Origin of the sequence: Flavobacterium ovatum (assembly GCF_040703125.1) — a bacterium.
In the GTDB taxonomy this organism is placed as follows: domain Bacteria; phylum Bacteroidota; class Bacteroidia; order Flavobacteriales; family Flavobacteriaceae; genus Flavobacterium; species Flavobacterium ovatum.
This window is the reverse complement of record NZ_CP160035.1, coordinates 4070884-4093903: the sequence shown is the minus strand read 5'-3', so window position 1 is coordinate 4093903 and position 23020 is coordinate 4070884. Positions and strand designations below refer to the sequence as shown.

21 protein-coding genes are annotated in these 23020 nt (G+C 34.1%); 5 read left to right on the top strand and 16 right to left on the bottom strand.

Features of this window, described 5'->3' with window-relative positions:
• The first annotated feature begins 7 nt into the window (after positions 1-7).
• From arsM to msrB, 3 genes are all read left to right on the top strand, one after another.
• Entirely contained in the window at positions 8-976 is a 969-nt protein-coding gene (arsM, locus tag ABZP37_RS16805; protein WP_366184380.1) for an arsenosugar biosynthesis arsenite methyltransferase ArsM, read from the top strand.
• 569 nt (positions 977-1545) lie between these two features.
• Positions 1546-2163, top strand: coding sequence for a peptide-methionine (S)-S-oxide reductase MsrA (gene msrA, locus ABZP37_RS16800; protein ID WP_366184378.1), 618 nt, complete (start codon positions 1546-1548; stop codon positions 2161-2163).
• 161 nt (positions 2164-2324) lie between these two features.
• Positions 2325-2861, top strand: a complete 537-nt coding sequence (gene msrB / locus ABZP37_RS16795) for a peptide-methionine (R)-S-oxide reductase MsrB (protein ID WP_366184376.1) — start codon at positions 2325-2327, stop codon at positions 2859-2861.
• A 93-nt stretch (positions 2862-2954) separates the two neighbouring features.
• Here msrB and ABZP37_RS16790 read toward each other — a convergent pair whose 3' ends face one another.
• From ABZP37_RS16790 to ABZP37_RS16715, 16 genes are all read right to left on the bottom strand, one after another.
• Positions 2955-3980 (bottom strand): hypothetical protein, encoded by a 1026-nt coding sequence (locus ABZP37_RS16790; protein ID WP_366184374.1) that lies wholly within the window; start codon positions 3978-3980, stop codon positions 2955-2957.
• 56 nt (positions 3981-4036) lie between these two features.
• Positions 4037-4981: a patatin-like phospholipase family protein gene (locus tag ABZP37_RS16785; protein WP_366184372.1), complete on the bottom strand. Its 945-nt coding sequence runs from the start codon at positions 4979-4981 to the stop codon at positions 4037-4039.
• 19 nt (positions 4982-5000) lie between these two features.
• On the bottom strand, positions 5001-5252 hold the full coding sequence (locus ABZP37_RS16780; RefSeq protein ID WP_366184370.1) for a hypothetical protein: 252 nt from the start codon (positions 5250-5252) through the stop codon (positions 5001-5003).
• Between the two features lie 32 nt (positions 5253-5284).
• The gene (locus ABZP37_RS16775; protein ID WP_366184368.1) at positions 5285-5866 is read right to left on the bottom strand and encodes a sigma-70 family RNA polymerase sigma factor; all 582 of its coding nucleotides are present in this window, start codon (positions 5864-5866) and stop codon (positions 5285-5287) included.
• A 4-nt stretch (positions 5867-5870) separates the two neighbouring features.
• Positions 5871-7082 carry a glycosyltransferase 87 family protein gene (locus ABZP37_RS16770; RefSeq protein WP_366184366.1) on the bottom strand — a complete coding sequence of 404 codons (1212 nt, stop codon included), beginning with the start codon at positions 7080-7082 and terminating at the stop codon, positions 5871-5873.
• Between the two features lie 146 nt (positions 7083-7228).
• Positions 7229-8710, bottom strand: coding sequence for a cellulose synthase family protein (locus tag ABZP37_RS16765; RefSeq protein ID WP_366184364.1), 1482 nt, complete (start codon positions 8708-8710; stop codon positions 7229-7231).
• 4 nt (positions 8711-8714) lie between these two features.
• Complete coding sequence (locus ABZP37_RS16760) at positions 8715-9404, bottom strand: glycosyltransferase family 2 protein (RefSeq protein ID WP_366184363.1); 690 nt, start codon at positions 9402-9404, stop codon at positions 8715-8717.
• Positions 9401-9793: a hypothetical protein gene (locus ABZP37_RS16755; RefSeq protein ID WP_366184361.1), complete on the bottom strand. Its 393-nt coding sequence runs from the start codon at positions 9791-9793 to the stop codon at positions 9401-9403. The genes ABZP37_RS16760 and ABZP37_RS16755 overlap by 4 nt, the downstream gene beginning before the upstream one ends.
• Positions 9794-10267: 474 nt before the next feature.
• Entirely contained in the window at positions 10268-11860 is a 1593-nt protein-coding gene (locus tag ABZP37_RS16750; protein WP_366184359.1) for a 4Fe-4S dicluster domain-containing protein, read from the bottom strand.
• Complete coding sequence (locus ABZP37_RS16745; RefSeq protein WP_366184357.1) at positions 11857-13158, bottom strand: FAD/NAD(P)-binding oxidoreductase; 1302 nt, start codon at positions 13156-13158, stop codon at positions 11857-11859. Before ABZP37_RS16745 ends, ABZP37_RS16750 begins: the two co-directional genes overlap by 4 nt.
• Before the next feature lie 41 nt (positions 13159-13199).
• Positions 13200-13964 (bottom strand): hypothetical protein, encoded by a 765-nt coding sequence (locus ABZP37_RS16740; protein ID WP_366184355.1) that lies wholly within the window; start codon positions 13962-13964, stop codon positions 13200-13202.
• Between the two features lie 16 nt (positions 13965-13980).
• Entirely contained in the window at positions 13981-14673 is a 693-nt protein-coding gene (locus ABZP37_RS16735) for a TIGR04283 family arsenosugar biosynthesis glycosyltransferase (protein WP_366184353.1), read from the bottom strand.
• Positions 14666-15424 (bottom strand): DUF547 domain-containing protein, encoded by a 759-nt coding sequence (locus ABZP37_RS16730; protein ID WP_366184351.1) that lies wholly within the window; start codon positions 15422-15424, stop codon positions 14666-14668. The genes ABZP37_RS16735 and ABZP37_RS16730 overlap by 8 nt, the downstream gene beginning before the upstream one ends.
• A 62-nt stretch (positions 15425-15486) precedes the next feature.
• On the bottom strand, positions 15487-16359 hold the full coding sequence (locus tag ABZP37_RS16725) for a sterol desaturase family protein (protein ID WP_366184349.1): 873 nt from the start codon (positions 16357-16359) through the stop codon (positions 15487-15489).
• Complete coding sequence (locus ABZP37_RS16720) at positions 16360-16950, bottom strand: TIGR04282 family arsenosugar biosynthesis glycosyltransferase (RefSeq protein WP_366184347.1); 591 nt, start codon at positions 16948-16950, stop codon at positions 16360-16362.
• Positions 16943-17383, bottom strand: coding sequence for a rhodanese-like domain-containing protein (locus ABZP37_RS16715; RefSeq protein ID WP_366184345.1), 441 nt, complete (start codon positions 17381-17383; stop codon positions 16943-16945). The genes ABZP37_RS16720 and ABZP37_RS16715 overlap by 8 nt, the downstream gene beginning before the upstream one ends.
• Positions 17384-17622: 239 nt before the next feature.
• Between ABZP37_RS16715 and ABZP37_RS16710 the strand changes: the two genes are divergently transcribed.
• Entirely contained in the window at positions 17623-19119 is a 1497-nt protein-coding gene (locus ABZP37_RS16710; RefSeq protein ID WP_366184344.1) for a sulfatase, read from the top strand.
• Positions 19120-19878: 759 nt separating this feature from the next.
• Entirely contained in the window at positions 19879-22989 is a 3111-nt protein-coding gene (locus ABZP37_RS16705) for a TonB-dependent receptor (protein WP_366184342.1), read from the top strand.
• The last annotated feature ends 31 nt before the right edge of the window (positions 22990-23020 follow it).

Here is a 23020-nt window from a genome sequence, read left to right as displayed (position 1 = left end):
AAAAAACATGAGCTACCTAAATGCCACCAACGACCTATACAAACAAGCAGCACTAACTCCAGATGTTGGACTTTGCTGCACCACCACACCCATTTGGAAATTCCCAGGCCTTGAAATTCCGCTCATCATGCAAGAGATGAACTACGGTTGCGGAAGTACCATTTCGGCTCAAGACCTAATCAATAACCCAAAAGTCCTTTATGTAGGTGTGGGTGGCGGAATGGAGTTACTACAATTTTCTTATTTCTCTCGTCAAAAAGGGGGAGTAGTAGGAGTTGATGTTGTAGACGAAATGCTCGAAGCTTCCCGTCAAAATTTTCTAGAAGCCGAAAAACAAAATGATTGGTTCCAGTCTGATTTTGTGGAACTCAAAAAAGGAGATGCCTTAAATTTGCCTATCGAAAATGAAAGCATCGACATAGCCGCTCAAAACTGCTTATTCAATATTTTTAAAGCCGAAGATTTGAAGAAAGCCTTGCAAGAAATGTATCGTGTCCTTAAGCCTCATGGTCGATTGGTGATGAGCGACCCAACTTGCGAGCAAGAAATGAATGAAGAATTACGTAACGACGACCACCTACGTGCCTTATGCTTGAGTGGAAGTATTCCGATTGCGGAATATATCAAAGCACTTACCGATGTAGGTTTTGGAACCATCGAAATTCGTGGCCGTCGTCCGTACCGAATTTTAGATCCAGAAAATTACCCAACCGAGGAGTTGATTTTTATCGAAAGCATCGAAGTTTGCGCCATCAAAGACCCAATGCCTGCCGATGGGCCTTGTGTGTTTACAGGAAAAGCGGCAATTTATTACGGAAAAGAATCTTATTTCGATGATAAAAAAGGCCACGTTTTGATGAAAAACCAACCCCTAGCAGTATGCGATAAAACCGCTGCGGCAATTGCAAGTTTAGACCGAAAAGACATTTTTATATCCGAAAGTACTTTTCATTATAACGGTGGAGGATGTTGTTAATTAAAATATTTGGCGCCTAATCCAGGCATACACTTTAGCCCTCATTCAAAACGCTATTTTTACTAGGTCGTTACAGGAGCTTCCTCCGGTCGCTCTGTAACTCCCGTAAAAATGGCGTTTTTCATTCGGGGCTGCCGTTTCTGTCTGGGGCGAGAAATGATTTTCGAATGCAGATTAACGATTTATGATTTCAGAAGGAAACAATCCTTTTAAATCAAAAGTTATGATTTACCACAACGAAATCTAAAATCAACAATCGTTAATCAACAATCGTTAATTTTGATAGCTCTGTAACTCCCGTAAAAATGGCGTTTTTCATTCGGGGCTACCGTTCCTGTCTGGGGCGAGAAATGATTTTCGAATGCAGATTAACGAATTAAGATTTCAGATGGAAAGAATCCTTTTAAATCAAAAGTTATGATTTACCACAACGAAATCTAAAATCAACAATCGTTAATCAAAAATCGTTAATTTTTTAAGGCACTTGCTTAAACTTCTAACATAAGTTTAGCAATTGTTTCAAAACCAAACCCGTTTATCCATCGTATATTAGTATAAACCTAGAAAAGATGAAAATACTACCTTATTTAATGTTGCTTTTTACAATTGTAAGTTGTCAATCGCAAACCAAAGAATTGAGCCTGAAACCCAAGCCTGGAAAAGCGGTTGCTGTTTTTGCCGAAGGTTGTTTCTGGTGTAGCGAACACGTATTCGAAGCAGTTTACGGCGTTGATGAAGCCATTTCGGGATATACTGGAGGAACGACAAAGAATCCAAGCTACCACCAAGTAGGAGCCAATCAAACCGGTCATGCCGAAGCTATTGCTGTTTTCTATGACCCTAAAAAAGTCTCTTTTGCACAATTAGTAGATGCTTTTTTTGCCTCTCAAGACCCTACCACCCCCAACCAGCAAGGACCAGATGTGGGTTCGTCCTATCGCTCTATAGCTTTTTACGGTAATTTGGACGAAAAGAAAATCATAAACGATAAAATTGCAGTTTTAACAGCAGCCAAAGTTTTTGCAATGCCAATCGTGACGGAGGTAAAACCCGTTTCTGCTTTTTATGAAGCCGAAGACTATCACCAAGATTATGTGAAACACAATCCCAATCAAGGATATGTAAAAGGAGTTTCGATTCCGAGATTTAATCAGTTTAAAAAGACGTATAAAGGGAAACTAAAGTAATTATTTGCCACAAAGGCTGTAAGGCTCTAAGTTTTTTAAGGTAAGCTTTATGTTTAAAAGTAGCTGCAATGAGTTATTTAAAATTTGGGCTTTTGAGTCTTCGTGGTAAAAAATAAATTTTGCGCCTTCGCAGCAAATCAAATCATTTAAAACACAATATTATGAAACGCTATTTATATTTAGTATCACTTCCATTTCTCGCAGTAAGTTTTATGGCTTGTATGCAAGCTAAAAAGACAGGCAGCGAAATGCAGGAGATTAGTTCACCAACACAAGAAAAACTTTCGTTAACGGATACTTCATTAAAAAAAGTAACCAAGTCGGATGCCGAATGGAAGAAAGAACTAACCAAAGACCAATACTATATTCTAAGAGAAAAAGGTACCGAATATCCTTTTCGAAATGCTTTATATGACAACCACAAAAAAGGAAATTATTTTTGTGCCGCTTGTAAATTGCCTTTATTTTCTTCATCAACCAAATTTGAGTCGGGTACAGGATGGCCTAGTTTTTACGATGTATTAGATAAAAACAGAGTTAAAGAAGTAGTAGATAAAAGTCTCGGAATGGTACGAGGAGAAATTGTTTGTGCCCGTTGTGAAGGACATTTAGGGCATTTATTTGATGATGGTCCTCAACCGACAGGATTGCGTTATTGTATGAACTCTGGAGCCATGTTGTTTCAAGAGGGTAAATAATTGATTTGTAATTTTTATTCTTCAAGAGATTCTTAATTTGTCTTCAAATTTTTGACTTTTTATTTTGTCAATTCGAGAGAAGTTGAGAATCTTTTATTTTTTATACCATTTAGCAATTATCTCTAATGCGGGCTTGCCTTGTGGCGTATAATCCACTTCTTTACTTTTATGATAGTCATCAGCATACCATTTCCAAGCAAATCCTCCTGCGTACCATTTTTGATGATTTAAAGTAGTAAACAAAGCTTGAAAAGCATTGGCTTGAGCATTGTTGTTTGCTTCAGTTTGATTTTCCTTCCAAGGTTCCTGAGTCGCAAAATTAGAGTTTCGGTACCCAAACTCAGTGAAGAGAATTTTTTTATGCCACTTTTTTTGAGTTAAATCCATTTTTTTTATATGTTTTTGCCAGTCTTTCTCTAGTTCACTGACGTTTGGATTTTCTTTGTCCGAAAGCGGAAAATAACCATCTATCCCAATGTAATCCATTTGACTCCAAAACGGAACGCTATCATAATCATCCCAGTTAGCAGCATAGGTCAATTTTCCGGTATAAATTTTCTTGATTTTGGTGATGAGTTGCGTCCAGTATTGTGGTCTTTTGGCAATCGGATTGCGTAGTTCTGTTCCAAAACAAAATAAATCTACTTTTTCATCTTGTGCAATTCGGGCATATTCAAGAATATATTTTTCATAATCTGCTTCCCAATTTTCCCATTCGGAAGTAGTTGTGAAGTTGAGGTTTCCTGTGTAAAATTGGTGATTCACCCATAGATGAGGTTTGAGCATGACTTTCATGTTGTAGGCATGTGCTTTTTGGATACAAGTTCTAATTCCAGCAGTGCTTTCGCCCCACCATTGTTTTTTATGATTGTAGGATACGGAAGCGTTATCTATATTGACAAAAGCATAAGGAATTAGTGAAATTGCATTGACATGAGTCTGAACGAGTGCTTCAAATGTAGTATTATTAATTTCTTTGATCGGAGCAACTAAATTCATTCCTTTATAATCAACTGTCTTTTTAGAATCTTTTGGTAGAAAAGGATTTGTACCACAAAAACCAACAGCGCTAAGTATTAAGATGATAAAAAGGAGTAATACTAAAACAGACTTTTTCATAAGTTTTAAATTTCTTGAATTGAGTTTTATCTAAAAAAAAAGCTGTTCAAGTTGATTTAATCCTCAACTTCTTGACTGGCAGTGGTTTTTTTTTCTTTTTGAGGAATATGACAAAAACTATCTGGTTGTCTAGATTTGGCATATTCATAGCCATCTTTCCACCATTGTGTCATTTCAGTTGGATCAAAAATTAGTGGGTTGTCGGTAAGTTGTTCAGGGGTGAAGTAAAAGTTGATTTTAATATTTTGATTCATACCAATGAGCTTTCCTATGATAATATCTTTAGAGTTATTCGTGTTTTTCATAAATTGAAAAGTTCGAAACAATAAAGAGAAGGCATTTTTTACTTCTGGTAGATGCATCGTTTGTACTTCATTTTCAAGGATGATCACATCTATTTCTGTAGCTCCATTTTCGATAGCACAAGATATGGGTACAAAATTACCAAAACCGCCATCAGCGTACTGGAAACCATTTTTAGTCAGTAAACTCATGAACGGAACATAATTAGATGATGCCCAGGACCAATCACAAAAATCTTCATGATTGCAATCCATAGAATTGTAATATTCTATTTGATTTAAACTTAGGTTAGAAACAGTTAAGATAACCTTTTTATTTTGTTCTTTTAGTTGGTCAAATTCATCGGAAGTTATACTTTTTTTGATGAGTTTTCGTAGGTTTAGGCTTTCGCCAAAGGTAGGGCAGCCTTTGATAAAAGATAAAACAGAGTTGAAGTGATTAATTTTAGTATCATATCCTGTCTTAGTTTTTTTTATAATAAAAGGAGAGATGCTAAAAATATCTTCTTGAGAAACAGAAGTATATATTTTTTTTATTTTTTCAATTTTACCTAACGCCAAATGAGGCAATAGCAAACAACCTGTAGAGCAACCTACAAATAGTTCGTATTTGTTGCAACAATCATTGATTAAATATTCAGCGATACCGCCAGCAAAAGCTCCTTTGCTACCGCCTCCTGATATGATTAATGCTCTCATAAAGGCCTGGTTTTTTGGTTTATACTTTGTTTATTTTATTAATAATAGCCTCTTTCTTTTGATCACTCAATTTTTCTATTTTATTTAGTTTGCTATTTCCAAACCATTTTATAATCAAGTTGTCAATCGTTTTGGATTGACTTTCATAAGCGCTACAAGTTTTACACAACGCTTTATGGGCTTGTAACTGTAGTTTTTCTTTAATAGACAAAGGAGTTAATTGTTGTTTGTCAATTAATTCAGAAGTTGTCTTGCAGGATTTAAGTAGCATTAGCATGAGTTTATTCATTTTATTGAAATCCGTTATTTCCATTTATTTTCTAGGCATTTTTTCAAAAGCAATTTTGCTCTATGAATGATCTGCCAATAATTAGACGCCGTGATTTCAAGTTCCTTACATATGGCCTCCGCTTTATTGTCGGTTAAATATTTTGATGTAATGGCCAATTTCCATTTTTCGGGTAAATCATCCATGCAATATTGAAAAACCATATTAAAGTCATCATTATCCAACAATTCGCCCTCTTGTTCCCAGATTGAATTTAATTCCATGTTAACCCAGTTTTCAGTAGTGTTGAATAGTCCGTCCGATAATTCATAACCACTTTCCTCTGTCAAACTAAAATTGTTTTTGGTTGTGCGAGCACTGAGACGGTAATAATCGACTACTTTATTGTTTAAAATAGCAAACAACCACGTTTTGGGTTGGCTTTTACCTTGAAAACTATCGATTTTGTTAAAAGCGGCCAAGAATGTTTCTTGTACCAAATCTTCGGCTGTTTCTTTGGATGTCGTTTTATATAAGGCCCAAGAATACAATTCATCACTAAACTGATGAACCCAATTTTCTAAAACTGTTTTTGAATTTTCGACAGTAACACTCATTTAATTAACGTTCAGTGGTTGATTTATTCAAATATACTGATTTTTTGAAATGAAAATTACCACGGACTTCATAAATTATATATAAAATCAAAATGAGGTATTCTAATCCAATTAACCAAAAATTCTCTTTGAACTCAATATTGTTATAGGCACTATAGCTTAAAATAACTGTTAGACTCCAAATTATAGGAAAGTTAAAGGAGGTGAATATTCCAATGACTACAAGATTTATAATGTACCAAGGATGCACTGTGGTACTCGTCAAAAAGTAAACTGTAAGCACTAATAAAAAACTTTGGAAGAGTTGAACAGTGGTTTTGTTCTTTCCTATAAAACTTTGGTATAGAATAAAAAGAACCATACAAATTGGAATTATTTTCCCTGTCATCTGAATAATATTGTAGCCTGTGATCCAAAAACCTATTTCTCTAATGAGGTAATAAATACTGGCATTAAACTCAAAATTAGTAAACCACAACCCAATGGTTTCGGTGTAATTCTGAATCAATTCAGGAGAGAGAAAAGGCAAGAATAGCAATAGGTTAATCCCAATAACGATACTGTAAAAAGGAATGATTTTTTTCCAACCTATTTTTTGAAAAAATAAAGGAAGTAAAAGTAAGGGCAATAATTTAGTTGAAATAGATAAAGCCAAAATTAATGCGGCAGTTTTCCATTTTCTTTTGTACAATAGATACATGCTCCACACCAAAAAGAAAAGCATAACACCTTCAAAATGCAAATTGCCGGTCAGTTCTAAAATGACTAAAGGATTCAGTAAATACCAGAAAATGCGATGTTTATCTATCCCTAAACGTCTTAATAGTTTGAGTCCAAAAAATAAAGTCCCTAAATCAGCAAGGATAGTAATGAGTCGCATTCCTATTACTGCCCCATCAATAGTATTATTACTAAAAAATGCTGCTAGAGCAAATAAAAATTGGTTGATGGGAGGGTAATTAGAATAATGCCCTGAACTCAAACTTCCCATACCGTCATACAAAACCTTAGCATTAGCAATCGAAAAATTTGATTGGTTTATGAGATTATCGGGTAAGTATAAATAAGGGTTGAGGCCTTCTAATAGCAATCTTCCGTCCCATATAAAGCGAAAATAATCTTGTGATAAATTGGGAATAACATTTAATAAACTTATTCTAATGGCAAAGCTGATGCCAATAAGAAACGAAATATTGTGCTTTTGCAATTGAATCATTTGATAAGTACAAAAAAACAAAGTAGTAAAACTAACTAGTAGGGGCACAAACTCGGTTCGCTCCAGTTCATAACCTAAATACCCATACAGAAATATACTTATCAATAGATAAATAACTGTTTTGATAGTATGTAAGGTGGGGATTATCATTTAGGGGCGACTATGGACTGAAAAAAAACGTAACCATAACCTACAGCTAACATCAGATGTAAAAAAAGCAAGCTATAATCCACTAAGTAAAAAGCACTATAAATACCAAAGAAAAAATAAAACATCAATAGACCTTCAAAAAAAACATTTTTAGAGATCTTTTTTGTCAAATAACTATTTTGTTTCCATTTATCTTTGAGGCCTTCGATGTTTAATTTAGGCGTTCGCACAAATTCACTTTTCTTGCCACATAAACCTTCTAATACTGCAATAGTATTGTGAAAAGAAAATCCCATAGCTATGGTATAAAAGGTGATAAACAACCCGCAATATTGCAGGAAATTTTGAAAACCTCCTCCATGAATATTTTTATAGGTCACCCAATAACTGATAAAGAACAAAACCGAGGTGATAATAAAAAATAACAGAAAATTAAACAACAAATGAAATTGAGGAAATGCCTGTTTGATGTACAAAACCGGAATACTCAAAACGGACATCACAAAAATAGCCATAAACATCGAGCTATTCAATAAATGTAAAACTCCATGTGCTTTAGTTTTAAATCCGATAGTATTTGATTGCAGAACCCTTTTGGCATTTTTACTAAAATTTTCAGCTCCACCTTTGTTCCATCGGAATTGCTGTGAACGAGCCGCACTAATAATTGCTGGTAATTCGGCAGGAGTTTCTACATTTTCTAGGTATTTGAATTTCCAGTTTTTGAGTTGCGCACGGTAGCTCAAATCCAAGTCTTCGGTTAAAGTATCACTTTGCCAGTTTCCAGCATCCAGAATACAGGATTTACGCCAAACTCCAGCTGTTCCATTAAAATTGATAAAATGTGATTGAGAATTACGTCCTACTTGTTCTAAAGTAAAATGTGCGTCAAGTGCAAAAGCTTGTATTTTTGTCAAGATCGAATAGTTGCGGTTCAAATGTCCCCAACGGGTTTGAACTACACCAATTTGAAGGTCCTTAAAGTAAGGAATCGTTTGAAATAACCAGTTTTTCTGAGGAACAAAATCAGCGTCAAATATGGCGATTAATTCCCCTTTGGCTACAGCCAAACCTTCTTTTAATGCTCCTGCCTTATAACCCTTTCTGTTAGAACGAGTAATGTGCTTGATGTCTAAACCAGATTGTGCTAATTCATTAATTAACTGTTTGGTAACTATAACACTATCGTCTGTACTGTCGTCCAGTACTTGGATTTCGAGTTGTTCTCTAGGGTAATCCATTTGAGCTATAGTTCGCAACAGACGTTCTACAACGTATTTTTCGTTGTATAAAGGTAATTGAATAGTGACTTTAGGGAAACTATCGCCGTTTTCAAAATTGTATTGAGGACTATCGTCGTTCTTTTTTTTGCTTTTTAAATAATTAAGCAACAAGTTGAACTGTGATAATCCATAAAAGAATATCAATACAATTGATAAACAGTAAAGGAATAAAATAATATAATAAAGTGATAACATAGAATTATTTGAAGGTATATTTAAAAATCCAACCTATGATTTTGATGCCAGCCATAACAGTTCCTTTTACGGTTCCAGAGACTTTTGAAACTCCAATTCGGTTTTTATAGCGCACCGGAATTTCTACGTAAGACATTTTTTGTTTGAGAACTTTCAATTGCATTTCTACCGTCCAACCATAAGTTTGGTCCTCCATTTTCAAAGCTAACAATTTTTTGTATTTAATAGCTCTAAAGGGACCTAAATCGGAAAAATTAGCTTTAAAAAACATTTTCATCAAAAAAGTAGCTAGCCAATTCCCGAAAATTTGTTGTGGTGTCATGGAATATTTTTCACGTAAAGCAGCAACTCTAGCCCCAATAACAAAATCGATATTGTCTTCGATAATAGGGCCGACAATTTTAGTCAATTCTTCCGGATAATCTGAAAAATCTCCATCTAAGAAAACGACAATATCGGGTTTCGTTTCTTTTTGGGCGAGATATTCTAAACCTTTCAAACAAGCATAGCCGTATCCTTTTTTATTTTCGGATAAAACGGTTGCACCCGCTTTTTGAGCTACTAAAACGGTATTGTCATTGGAGTTGTTGTTTACCACAATGATTTCTCTAACTATATTAGGGATTTCATTGATGACATGACCAATGGCTTTTTCTTCATTGAAAGCGGGTATAATTACAACTATTGTGTTCATTTATTAGGGTCTTTTTGGTAATCCAATAGGGTGTTCCATTCGTTTATTTTGATACCCATTTTGTATTTTTCAGCTTTAATAATATTTCCGGATTTATAGACTATGGAAAGTCCGTCTGGCTTGTCATTTTTGTATTCTGTTTTTCTAATTATTTCTTTTTCTACGTTGTAGTAAATCCACCATTTTTCTTTATGGTTTTTAAGATAATGACCTTCTTCTTTTTTGGAACCGTTTTCATAATAGTAAAACCAATAATCAACTTTATCGTTTTGGTTTAACCAACCTTCGGATTGTATATTGCCATTAGGGAAATAGTTTTTGGAATACTTCTTCTGTTCTGAAGTTCCAAAAACCGTGATTAAAACTAGAAAAAATAATCCTTTTACCATTGTATGAATTTTAGGCTCCCGATAGCTATCGGAACGTTGAAAAAGCGGGTCAGGCTCCCGACGCTTCAATCTTTTTTGGGGCAGAAAAAGCCCCAAAAAAGGATTTTCTCCCGACACTTCGGGACTTTCCTTCACGCAAAATTGTGCAAATAAAAAAAATACTTCTACAACTTCAATTAGTGGAATATACCAAACAAACAGGTCGCTCCTAGGGAGCTAGATACTCGCATAAACATTAATCACTTCAAACAGTTAACTCCTATCGGAGTTCTTTTTAGTCCCATCGGGAAATATTGATTGTAGGATTGATTAATGTTTTAAAAATAAGCTCCATAGGAGCGACCTTTCGCAAAGTATTATAAAAATTACAATTCAATTTTTATTCCTGTTTTATTTCGAATAACAATTATTTAATTTTAAAATTCGTGAAATTACTTCGTCAGTTCGCTATCGCTCGGGTCTTGGCGACTTTTTTTATTTTTGATTAATCAAATCCATCAAATCTACATCATTTCCAAGCAATATTTCATTCGCATTAATTCGACCAGCGGGAGTATCATTTTCTAACTTTAGAACCCCACGAGGACAGACTGCAGCACAAATTCCACAACCCACACATGATGAACGAACAATATTTTCGCCTTTTTGAGCATAAGCTCTCACATCGATTCCCATTTCACAATAAGTAGAACAGTTTCCACAAGAGATGCATTGACCACCATTAGTCGTGATTCTGAATTTAGAAAATAATCGTTGTTGTAATCCTAAAACAGCCGCCATAGGGCAACCAAAACGACACCAAACACGATTCCCCATAATTGGGTAGAAACCTACACCTATTACACCACTAAAAGCAGCTCCAATCGCAAAACCATACCATTCTCTCATTTTATAACTGTCCATAAAGAAGATGTTTTGGTTGCCTGAAAAATAATTCATCAAAAGAGCCAAAACCATAATAGCAACTAAAGTAAGCATCGTATAAACCGCATCGATATCCATTTCTTTTCTTTTGAAAAAATATAAAGCAGAGGTGAAAATCCCTAGAAAAATTACGATTCCCCAAACAAATTGGTCTTTAGTTATAAAACTCATTCCAGGATTATTCGAGAGAAATGTAAAAATCACTGCTATAGTACTAACAAATGAAAACACAAGTACCAAATGAATCATCCAACGCTCAATTTTCCATGCTTTAACTGAGTTGTCGCTCAAATGACGGAAAGAATCTCCAGCAGTTTCTGCCAATCCACCACACCCACAAACCCAAGAGCAATACCAACGTTTTCCATAGAAATAAGTCAGAATAGGGGAGATGATAAAAATCAAAGCCACTCCAAAAATAAGCATGAACAAACCTAAATTCCCTCCGTCAAGCATATTTTTTAAATGCCACTCGTCAAAAAAGTAATAATTTAATGGCCACATATTTTTCAAATCTTTAGCAAAATAGGCTTTCTCAGGGTTTAGTTTTTCTAGAATTTCGGGGATTAAAAAGGCAAAACCCAATTGGAAAAACATAACCGAAATGGTACGAACCAATTGGTATTTATTATGGCGGTATTTTAAAATGAATTTGTATCCTAGACCCAGAATAGCAATAGTATATAAAGTTCCATAGACAAACCATTGACTGGCAGGTTTTCCGTTCAAAATCAAGCTCAAAGGATCAAAAAAGCCAACTATTCCAGTATTTGTACCACCGTTTTCATTGAGTCCTAAATATTGTGGAAACCAATATAAAACCACATAAAAAGAGGTCAGAATTAGTCCAACCATCCATGCAATTGTTCCTTTGTGTGTCAAATTTGAGGTCCAAACATGGTTGTTTTTGATGCCTTCTGGACTATTCAAATATGTTCTATTGGCATATAAAATGATTCCTGAAAAAATAGAGACTATGGAAATAGTCAACCAAATTTCTTTGTTGGGAAACTCAACATTCAAAAGCGCTAGTGCCATGATGAAAAGTCCAAGGAGTCCTATTGCTATTCCTGTTTTTTGCAAGCCGTCTAAGGTTGAGTTTTCGTGAGAAGCGACGGATATATTTTTTACTGATTTGCTCATATTGATTCGGTTTTAAGTCCCACACATTGGTTGGTGAATTCTTTTTGGATTTCTTTTTTATAGGAGTTATAAAATTCAGGATCAAAATTGGCTTCAGCTAAGTGATCAATGACATAATCAACGGTTTTGCTTTCAGAAAGGACTTTATCAAAAAAGGCATGCCTCATTCGAATCCCGAAAGTATTTAGACCTATAAATTGTCTGGTTGTTTTATCAAAAGCAATTCGGATGGCTTTCTTTCCGTCTTTATGTTCCCAGTAAAATTGTGTTTCGTTTTCCTTTGGCTTTGCCCAAACCCAACCATACGTTTGATACTCGATATCTAAAAATTTAGCCGAATTGAACCAGTGTCCTGGTTTGTATTCCGTAGGAGTACCAGTTAATGTTTGTGCTAACGTTTCTCCCATCATTCTTCCTGTGTACCAAACGGCTTCTATAGCTCTTCGTTCACCAATGGCTTCGTTTTGTTCAGCACAATCACCAATGGCGTAAATATCTTTGTGATTGGTTTCTAAAAAGCGATTGACTTTTACGCCACGACCTAGTTCTATTCCTGATTCTTTCAAGAAATCAACATTAGGAGAAACGCCAGCTGTTAAGCCTACAATTTGGCATTCAATAGTTTCGTCTTTGTCTGTAATAATGGCTTTGGCATTGCCATTTTCGTCTGAAATAATTTCTTTTAAACTCGTTTCTAGTCGCAAATCAATATGATGTTCTAGAATATGACGATTAATCATTTGGCTTTCGCCGAAAGGCAAAACACCATCCCAAAAACTTTTTTCACGAACCAAAAAAGTAACTTCGATATTGCGAGCGCGCAACATTTCAGCGAGTTCAATTCCTATTAAGCCACCACCTACAATTACAGCTCTTTGAGTAGTTGAAGCCCATTGTTCTAGGTTTTCTAGATCTTGTTTATGATACAAGCCTGTTACACCTTTTAAATCTTGTCCTGGCCAGCCAAATTTATTAGATTTAGAGCCTGTAGCAATCACTAATTTGTCAAATTTCATGACAGTATTACCTTCTATTACAATTGATTTTTCTTTTGGAAAAACTTGAGTAACTGTTTTATGAATTAAGTCAATATTGTTTTTCTCCCAAAAATCATTTTCGTAGGGTTGCGTGTGTTCAAATTTCATATGTCCCATAAACACATACATCAAAGCTGTGCGTGAAAAGAAATAGTTCGCTTCTGAAGAGATGATGGAGATTTTAGCCTCTGATTTTTTTCGAATGAATCGAGCCAGAGTAACTCCAGATATTCCGTTTCCGATGATTACAATATGTTTCATAAGTTGTGGTATTAAAAATGAAAACTCGTTTTTGAAAATACTTAAATCGTTTTGAAATCTTTTCCAGGCGTAAAAGTGTCTGGTTCGACGCTAATAAATTTAATATTTGAAAGGTTGGCGTTTCCAATAGTTTCTCCAAATTCATCTTTTTCATTCCAAGAACAAAATTGCCATTTAGTGGCGATTGGAATTCCATTGACAGTTTGAAAATCTTTGTATTGAATTCCGTGTGGTTCTTTTTCAGCTTCTTCTTTTTTTGATTTTGCAGTAACAATGTAGGCTAATTGCTCAATCAAATGCGTTTCTGTATTACTATAGACTACATACCAATCATCGGGAGCATCTCCTATTCCTGATTCAAAGGTTAATTTTTGAGTTTCGAACTGCTCTTTATTGGTCGCAGGGTTTTCGTAAGGATTCCAAATGGTTCCTCCATCGCTCATTTTATTTGGAAACATAAAAAAGTAAGCCCAAGTATAAGCATCAAAACGAACTGATTTTTCTGAAGGTACATCAGGCGAATAAAACACTTGGTCTTTATTATAAATAATTTTAGAACCATTTTTGAATTCAATCAAACCTTTACTAGAATTGGTCAATAAAGTCATGGTCGCATCCATTCTTTCTGTACCTCCAAACTCTATTTTTATATCAAATTGCACCGCTTCCTGATTGTTAAATATTTCTTTCTCATGTGCTTTTTCGGATTTTTCAACAAAACTTTCTTCTTTTTGAGGGGTTTTACATCCAGTTAAACTAAGAGTTAGAACAATAATTGAAAGCGTTGATTGTTTTAATAAATTCATTTTTTGTGTTTAATATTTAGATAATGTTTTTTCTGTAATAGGTTTGTAAACTGGATACTGAATGCCCCATTTTTCGTTTGAGATGGATAATGCTAAAATGATATTGCAAACGCCAAACTCCATTTTTTTTATATTTTCTAGCCGATGTAATCACATATTGTGGGATGACCACAAATTGTTTTTTTGCATACAATCGTTTAATAATTTCGTTGTCTTCATAAATAACAAAGGCTTCATCAAAACCATTAATGCTATCGAACAACTCTTTAGTCACAAATAAGGATTGATCACCGCCTCTACAACTAATGTGATTGAATCTAGTAAACCATTGCGAAATAGATAAAACAGGATGATTCCAGTCAAATTTCATTCGGAAACAGCCTGCTTGATTGCCTTTTTCTATTTGTTGTACAATAGATAAATCAAAATTTTCTGGAGGCAAACTATCGCAATGTAAAAAGTATAAAATAGTTCCTGTGGTAACTTTTGCTCCAGCATTCATCTGAATGGCTCTGCCTTTTGGAGAATTGATAAACCGAATCGTTTTAGATTGTTTTATCTTTTCTTGTGAACCATCAGTACTGCCACCGTCGACAATAATAATTTCATATCCAATAGTTTTCGAAATCATACGTTCAATATACATTAAAGCGGATTGAATGTTTTCAACCTCATTATATATAGGTATGATTATGGAAATTTTATTCATTTAAATTCCAGTTATAGTCTTTGAAAGACGTTTTTGCTTTCGAACTAATTTTTACGGTACTGTATTGGTTTAGAAAATCAATTATAGAGCCTTTGGTTTTGAAATCACCACCAAACCAATTGAAAATTTCAGAGATTTCTATACTTGAAGTTGTAATGGTGTTTTTAGTTTTATCATTAATGAAATCTTTAGCAACTTGGGCTAATTGTTTACTAAGTTTAGCTTCAGTATAGGCTTCGTTTAATAAATTTGGACAAGAATACGAGGCGCAATTAATAGCAAAATGTATTCTAGGTTCTCCCATTTTTCGAAGTATTTTATGTTCTACTTCTTCTAAACTATATTTTTCTCCTCCTAGAGTAAAGAATTTTTTACCCCAAGGATTACTGATTTCTTTGATGCTTTTTACAGGATAATTGTCAACGATTAATTTTACGGTATAAGCATTATAAACATTGATCCAATACGCTAAAGTTGCATTTCGACTCCAAGATTTTGATGGTGTATTAGCTTCAAGAACATCTAAGTAGGATTCCAATTCTCTTTTATCTTTAAGAAAACCTTTGTAGTTGACATTTCCTGATACAGAAACATGTTTTTTCAATAAAGCATCCCATTTAGAGTGATCTATCTCTTTTATTACCTCATTAGTGCTGATTGGAATTTGTTCTGGTGCGCTATCGGCTTTTGAGCGGTTGTTGCACATGGACAGTAGCGGTATTAATAATAGTGTTAGGAGTAGCTTTTTCATGATTACAGTTTAATTATTTGTTAGTAGAGACGATGCTTTTTGATGTTCCTGACACCATGAACTTATTTTTTTAAGGGATAAAGTTCTTGTTCTAAAAAATCTTGGGGGAATTGATGGTCATTTTTAAACCCCAATTCAATGTTTTTCCCATCACTAGGGATATAATTTGTTCCAAATAAATAATCCCAAAGACTTAATGAGATTCCAAAATTCACACCATATTTATTCGGTAGCTTTTTGCTGTGGTGCCAAATGTGCATTTTTGGGTTGTTGAGTATGTATTTTAGATAACCATAATCCCATCCAATGTTGGCATGATTGAGATGTCCAATAGCAATACTAATGAAATGGACAATAAATACATCTTGAACATTCACACCGCCAATAATCATAATAGGAAGGTATAAAATTGATTTATAAACTATGGGTTCCATCCAGTTGTATCTAAAATGTGCAGCAAAACCCATTTCTTTAACACTATGATGCGTTTGATGAATTTTCCATAAAAATGGAACGATATGCAACAATCGGTGTACGTTCCACTGGATGAAATCACTAATTAGAAAAAAAATCAGCAATGACCAAGGAGTGGGTAAGTCTGAAATAGCAAAGAGTTGTATGGAAGTCAATTCGAGTCCAAATATCCCTGAAAAATCATTAATGAGCTGTGCTGTTATATTGGACAAGGCAATTAATAGAATAAGGTTGAGGAGGAAGAAATTAAAAAACAGATAGAATAAATCCAACCAAAAATCTTTACGCAAAATTGCTTGGTTTTTTCGCCAAGGAAAAAGTAACTCCAAAATCCATACAACCAGAGACATTGCAATTAATCCATAGAAATAATTGTCCCAATTGGGGAATTGGATTTCATTGAGGAGATAGTTGAAATATCCAGTATAGGAGTCTAGTATAGTTTGTAAGTATTTATTCATTTATTTAAAAATATAATTGCTTTTTTCTAAATCTTCGATTGTGTCGATGTCGTTTAATGTTTTTAGAAGATAAACATGGTGTAATGGTATATTATTTAAAGTATCTGATAATACGGAATTTGTTCCCCATTGTTTATTTTTAAAAAGAGTAGGATGCATTTTTTTTAGACCTAAAAGATAATAACCACCATCTAAAGCGGGACCTATTATGACTTCATTGTAATCCATAGCATGAAAAGCATGTTTGATATCAATGGTTTGTAAGTCGAATAAATCACTACCTACAATAATACATTTTTGATGTCCTATTGCAAATAACTCTTCAAAAGCGGCGTGCATGCGTTCTCCTAGATCCCCTTCTGTTTGTAGTTTTTTATGATAGGTTTTGTTGTCCCAAATGTCATTTTCGATAATCATAGTATCATAAAAAACATATTTATCACAATCCAAATATTGGGTTTGCAACATCGTATGTTCTAGCAAGTCAGTGTAAACCTGAAGGGCTTTTTCATCGCCAATCGATTTTGCTAAGCGAGTTTTTACTTTTCCTAATTCTGGATTTCGAGTAAATATAATTAAGGCGTTATTCATATATTTTAATTCCTTTGATAAGATAAACACTCCATTGTTTGTTGTAGGCATGAACACTGTCTGTTTTTTTATTGTTTTGATTGACAACTGTACCTCCATTATTTTTATATTCAAAAATACCACCATAAAGATTATGAACGTTGGTATAACCTAGTTTTTGTAGTTTTTCTCCAATTTGTTCAGATCGCACACCAATAGAACAATATACGACTATTGGCGTATTTCGGTTTTTGATTAATTTACTCATCTTTTCGGGTTTGAAATGATCATAGCCTACAAAAATGGCATTTGGAATGTGACTTACTTCGTATTCTCTGGGTTCTCTGGAATCCAGAAGAATGTAGCTAGAGTTATTTAACTCATTTATTTTAATATAGGGTACTGTTTCTTTGTTGTACTTTTTCAATACATTTGGAATGCTATTTTGTGCCAAAGTGCTCAAGTTATAGCTAAGAAATAGAAAAATTAGGATATACCGCATTATTAGTTTTTTATAAAGATATATATTATAGACGATCAAATGAATAATCCTGACTTCTATGGAGTAATTTAACTAAAAAAAAACCTTTGTTTACTAAGGAATACAAACTATTAATTAAGGAGAACAAATTATTGGAAATTGATTGTGTACTTTGTTAGAGTAAAAAAGATTAATCAAAAAAGTAAAGACAAATGAATAAATTAATTTATATAGTAACTCTATTTCTTGGGCTGAGTTTCGGGCATGCACAAAATAAAAAACCTAATATCGTATTTATTTTGGTCGATGATTTGGGTTATGCTGACGTTGGGTTTAATGGGTCAACGTTTTATGAAACACCCAATTTAGATAAATTGGCCAAAGAGAGTTTAGTATTTGATAATTCCTATACATATCCCACCTGTTCACCATCAAGGACTGCTATTTTTACGGGTAAGCAATCTTTTAGAACGGGAGTCTATACCGTTCCTGTTTTAGAAAAAGGAACTGATCAAGAAAATATTTTTTCCCGTTGGACAGTAGGAAGAGAGCATCCAATCTATGCAGAACCTTTAGCTAAAGCCGGATACAAAGCAATCCATCTTGGGAAATGGCATATTGTTGGACCAGATCCAATAAATGAATTAAAGATGAGTTATCCTCTGAAAGAAAAACTAGGACAACCAGATCCAGGTGATTATGATTGGGTAGCACTTCATAAATCCAAAGAGGTACAGCAGTATTATCCAGAAGGAAGAGGTTTTTTGAAAAATGTTGGTGGTACTTTTAGAGGAGATCCTGCCTTTGAATTAGGAGGATATAAGAGTGAAACGAAAGGGTATAAAGCACCTTTTAGTAATCCTTTTATCGAACCTAAAAAAGGGGATGAATGGTTGACTGACCGATTGACCGATGAAGCACTTGAATTTATGGAAGCCCATAAAAACGAACCTTTCATGATAAACTTAGATTTTTATGCGGTACATAATCCCATATTAGCACGTAATCAAGCAATGTTGGATAAATATTCGAAGAAAGAAGGGGATCCAATCACGGGGCAAGGTTTAGGGAAAAGACGTCAAACGATGGTTGAATATGCCACTATGGTAGAGTCTGTAGATGATAATATTCAAAGAGTGATTGATTATTTGGATAAAAATAATTTAAGAGAAAACACGATGATTATCGTTACGTCTGATAATGGACAAAACGAAGGGCCTAGTACCAACAAACTTCTTAGAGATTCTAAAGGATATATTTATGAGGGTGGAATCAAGGTGCCTACACTAGTGAACTGGAAAGGGAAAGTAAATGCTAGGAGAACTGATGTTGCGATTTCGGTTTTAGATTTCTTCCCGACATTTATGGATGTTGCCGGAATTAAAGATTACAAAGGGATTTTGGACGGAAATTCAATTACACCTGAATTTAAAAAAGACACTAAGTTTTTTGCGAAACGCCCCATATTTTTGCAGGTATCTAGTCAGTACAAACACGGAGCTTGTTCAGTTATTAGAAAAAAAGAGTTCAAATTAATTGAGTTCTTGGCTGATGGAAAATTAGAGTTGTATGATCTATCCAAAGATCCATTAGAAGCTAATAATATTGCTGAATCTAATAAAAAGGTAACGCAAAAACTATTGGCAGAGTTGGTCAAATGGCGTCATTCAAACCATGTTCCTTTGCCTCCAAATGCGGTTGTTGAATAAGAATTGCTGTGTAAGTTAAAAACATAAAAGGACTATTCTAACTAGCTATTTTGATGAATTCCGGAATAGTATGATATAGATTAAAATACAAAAAAGAGATTGTTTTACATGATGTGAAACAATCTCTTTTTTGCTAGGAGTAACTTTGGTAAGAAAATGTAATGAAGATTTTATTTTTTAACATAAATTAAGAGATATTATTTAATATGTGTGTGGAAAGTTGTACTTTTACGTAAGTCACTGTGTGTAAATTGTTTAGTCGTTTTATTTATCATAGGAAGTGGCTTGTGCTTGATAAATTTACCCACAGATACATATTGTGTACGCTTAGGTACAAAAAACATTAAGTTTATTTTAACCTTTACATTGTCGGAATAGTTGAGAATACAGTACTATTTAAGGTTATTTATTATAAGCTATAAAATTAATATCTAAAATAAATTAAGTATTCGTATTAAAGACTATTTGTTAGTATTGAAAAAGGATAATAAATAGCTATTAGATTGAAATCAATGAACTAAGAATAAAACTAAACTAAAACTAAACAATGGAATCAAAGCAATTAAAGAAGAGTTTCTTAAACTCGACCTAAAGTGAATTAGGTAGAACGATATGTGATATAAGAGGAAAGGATTTGTATTCCAGAACTCTTTAAGTGATTTTTAAAATTAGAATGGACCTGTATTTGTTAAAAAAAAATACGACTACATTTTTTACAAATAGAAATAAGTACAAGGCCATTAATCAAAAACCAACCAAATGAGAATAAAAGAAAAAATTAAGTCAAATAGAAAAACTTCGGGTTTTCTAATGATTGTTATGCTTGCGTTTTTCTGTACAAATACAGCTCAAGCACAAGAAATAACAGTACAAGGTACCGTTAAAAGCGCCGATGATGGGATGCCAATCCCTGGCGCCACAGTAATTGTTAAGGGTACTACAAAAGGAACTGTTACCAATTTTGATGGTGAATATGCTGTAAAAGCAAAAATGGGTGATATGATTTCTGTAAGTTATATTGGAATGATAACTAAAAATGTCCCTGTTACAGGTAAGTTTTTAAACGTTATTTTGAAATCAAGTACTTTGGATCTTGAAGAAGTAGTGGTCATAGGATATGGTACCGTTAAGAAAAAAGAATTAACAGGTGCAGTATCACAATTGAAAGCAGATGATATTGAACGCTTCATTACTCCCGATTTAGGTTCTGCAATGCAAGGGCAAATTGCAGGGGTAAATATTACTGCAAACTCTGGAGAGCCAGGAGAGCAATCGAGTATTCAAATTAGAGGTATCACTTCGCTATCGGGTTCAAATACACCACTGTTTGTAGTTGACGGGATCCCGCAAGAGGGAGATCCTCGTTTGAGTACCAATGAGATTGAAACGATTGATGTTTTGAAGGATGGAGCTTCTATAGCCGTTTACGGAACACGTGGAGCAGGAGGTGTTATCTTGATTACTACTAAGAAAGGTAAAGAAGGGGCAATGAAAGTTGATTTTGGAACTACCTACGGTGTACAACATCTTGGACAAGGGATAGCTTTGATGGATTCTTCTCAACAAATGTATTTTGAAGTACAACAAAAAAAGAATTACAGTGCAGCATTTGATCCAGGACCAACTCGACCAGAATGGTTGACTAATGATAATGATCTTAGAAATGTAATCTTAGTAAATGATGCAGAGAGCAAAACCTATAATTTGAATGTTTCTGGGGGTACAAAAAATTTCACTTACAATGTTGTAGGTGGTCTTTTTAGTGCAGATGGAGTGTTGGTAGGTTCTTCTTTTAAAAGATATAATGGTAGAGCAAGTACTTCTTATACTACAGACCATTGGAAAATTAATACCAGTATTGGTTTTATTATGGAGGATAGAGATAGAGCGACCAATAATTTAATTACTGACGCTATTCGTTACAAGCCTTATTTTCCTCTTATAGATGGAAGTTCGGATACTTTTTATACAGAAGAAGGAGCAGGTGGAGTAGAAACACCTTTGAATACCTTGGCACAAGATCTTAAACGTAGAGATAATGAAAGAACAGATAAAATTAATGCTAGTTTAAGTGTTACTAGAGAACTTACCAAAGAATTGAGTTTTACCTCAAGAGTAGGTGCAAATACCTCTAGTCAAATTAGAAATATATTTAGACCGAAATATACTTTGGTCGATTTGACAACTGGCTCATCATCTGTAGACCCTTTAAAAAGCGGAGTTGAAGCACAAGCGTCTAGATTAAGTGTTTTTAGTTGGGATGGTACTTTAAATTATAAAAAGAAATTAGGGAAACATGCCATTGATGCTATTGCAACTTCTGCTTTTGAGCAACGTGCTTACCAAGAATTTTATGCTAATAGAAACGGGGTTATCTCCAATGAAATTGAGGTACTTAATAATGCAGGTCAAGATCCAGGAGCCTACTCAGGTACTAATTATGTGAATAAAACAGCAAGTTTTCTTGGGAGAGTTCAATACAACTATGATGGTAAATATTTATTGTCAGTTTTGGCTCGTAGAGATGGTTCTAGTAAGTTTGGTAGTGAGAATCGTTGGGCGACATTTCCATCTATTTCTGTCGCTTGGAATGTATCTGATGAAAAATTTTGGCAACCTTTGATCGGAACGGTTAATAATTTTAAAGTTAGGTTGAGTCGAGGTACTGTAGGGAATGAAAGTTTTGATCCTTATCAATATTCTTCTGTAATAACAGGTCGTAGAAATTATGTTTTTGATCCAAATGATGTTACTCTAACTTTAGGATCTGCTGTAGTATCTTATGCAAATCCAGAAGTAAAATGGGAGACCTCTATTTCTAATAATGTAGGTATTGATCTTGCGTTTTTCAAGAACAAATTTACACTTACTGCAGATTATTATGTAACCAAAAAAGAAGATATGTTGTTTCCTGTGCGTTTATCTGGTTCTACTGGTGTAGTAAATGGGCAGCCACAAAATGTAATTCTGAATATTGGTAATATGGTCAATAAAGGTTTGGAGATAGGTGCAAATTACCGTGAAAAAATCGGAAAAAGTAGATTCAACTTAGGACTTACTGTTACCAGAAATACTAATGAAATCACAAAAATTGTTGATGGGGTTGATATTATATATAATCCTAATTCACAAGTGTTAGGTGATCCTGCTACTGTCTTTAAGGTAGGTCGTGAAGCAGCTGCTTTTTGGTTGTATCAAACAGATGGTACTTTAAAAACTGATGCAGAAGTAACTGCTTATAATAATTTGACTGGAGGGGCACCCTCTCAAAAAGGAGATTTAAGATTTATTGATCAGTTAACAGTTGACAGCGATGGAGACGGTATTGCAGATAAAGGAGATGGTGTTTTGAATGATAAAGATAGAGTGTATTCTGGTAGTGGATTGCCTGATTTTGAGATGGGATTCAATATGAGCTGGAATTACAAAAACTTTGATATGTCTATGAACTGGTATGCATCAGTAGGTGCCGAAGTAATCAATGGTACCAAAGCAGATGCTTATGCAAGATTTCGTCACGCTGATTTAGTAAATATGTGGACAGTGGATAATCCGACTTCTAATATTCCATTGGCTAAAGTAAGAACGCACAGAGATGCTAGTGGAATCTCAGATTTATTTTTAGAAGATGGATCTTACCTTAGATTAAAATTAATAACCTTAGGGTATTCATTGCCAAAAGACGTTTCAACGGCTATGGGTATTTCAAAACTAAGATTTTATGTATCAGGACAAAACCCATTGACTTTTACAAAATATAGTGGATTTGATCCAGAAATAGGTGGAAATAACGTAGCTCAAAGAGGTCTAGATTTATCAAGATTTCCATTGACATCACTATATTCATTAGGTGTAAATGTTACGTTTTAACTAAAAAAAAGTTTTATGAAAAGAGTATAGC

Bases quoted from the DNA above. Each gene is read 5' to 3' on its own strand.
- arsM (WP_366184380.1), top strand. From the start codon at position 8: ATGAGCTACCTAAATGCCACCAACGACCTATACAAACAAGCAGCACTA.
- msrA (WP_366184378.1), top strand. From the start codon at position 1,546: ATGAAAATACTACCTTATTTAATGTTGCTTTTTACAATTGTAAGTTGT.
- msrB (WP_366184376.1), top strand. From the start codon at position 2,325: ATGAAACGCTATTTATATTTAGTATCACTTCCATTTCTCGCAGTAAGT.
- ABZP37_RS16790 (WP_366184374.1), bottom strand. From the start codon at position 3,980: ATGAAAAAGTCTGTTTTAGTATTACTCCTTTTTATCATCTTAATACTT.
- ABZP37_RS16785 (WP_366184372.1), bottom strand. From the start codon at position 4,981: ATGAGAGCATTAATCATATCAGGAGGCGGTAGCAAAGGAGCTTTTGCT.
- ABZP37_RS16780 (WP_366184370.1), bottom strand. From the start codon at position 5,252: ATGCTACTTAAATCCTGCAAGACAACTTCTGAATTAATTGACAAACAA.
- ABZP37_RS16775 (WP_366184368.1), bottom strand. From the start codon at position 5,866: ATGAGTGTTACTGTCGAAAATTCAAAAACAGTTTTAGAAAATTGGGTT.
- ABZP37_RS16770 (WP_366184366.1), bottom strand. From the start codon at position 7,082: ATGATTCAATTGCAAAAGCACAATATTTCGTTTCTTATTGGCATCAGC.
- ABZP37_RS16765 (WP_366184364.1), bottom strand. From the start codon at position 8,710: ATGTTATCACTTTATTATATTATTTTATTCCTTTACTGTTTATCAATT.
- ABZP37_RS16760 (WP_366184363.1), bottom strand. From the start codon at position 9,404: ATGAACACAATAGTTGTAATTATACCCGCTTTCAATGAAGAAAAAGCC.
- ABZP37_RS16755 (WP_366184361.1), bottom strand. From the start codon at position 9,793: ATGGTAAAAGGATTATTTTTTCTAGTTTTAATCACGGTTTTTGGAACT.
- ABZP37_RS16750 (WP_366184359.1), bottom strand. From the start codon at position 11,860: ATGAGCAAATCAGTAAAAAATATATCCGTCGCTTCTCACGAAAACTCA.
- ABZP37_RS16745 (WP_366184357.1), bottom strand. From the start codon at position 13,158: ATGAAACATATTGTAATCATCGGAAACGGAATATCTGGAGTTACTCTG.
- ABZP37_RS16740 (WP_366184355.1), bottom strand. From the start codon at position 13,964: ATGAATTTATTAAAACAATCAACGCTTTCAATTATTGTTCTAACTCTT.
- ABZP37_RS16735 (WP_366184353.1), bottom strand. From the start codon at position 14,673: ATGAATAAAATTTCCATAATCATACCTATATATAATGAGGTTGAAAAC.
- ABZP37_RS16730 (WP_366184351.1), bottom strand. From the start codon at position 15,424: ATGAAAAAGCTACTCCTAACACTATTATTAATACCGCTACTGTCCATG.
- ABZP37_RS16725 (WP_366184349.1), bottom strand. From the start codon at position 16,359: ATGAATAAATACTTACAAACTATACTAGACTCCTATACTGGATATTTC.
- ABZP37_RS16720 (WP_366184347.1), bottom strand. From the start codon at position 16,950: ATGAATAACGCCTTAATTATATTTACTCGAAATCCAGAATTAGGAAAA.
- ABZP37_RS16710 (WP_366184344.1), top strand. From the start codon at position 17,623: ATGAATAAATTAATTTATATAGTAACTCTATTTCTTGGGCTGAGTTTC.
- ABZP37_RS16705 (WP_366184342.1), top strand. From the start codon at position 19,879: ATGAGAATAAAAGAAAAAATTAAGTCAAATAGAAAAACTTCGGGTTTT.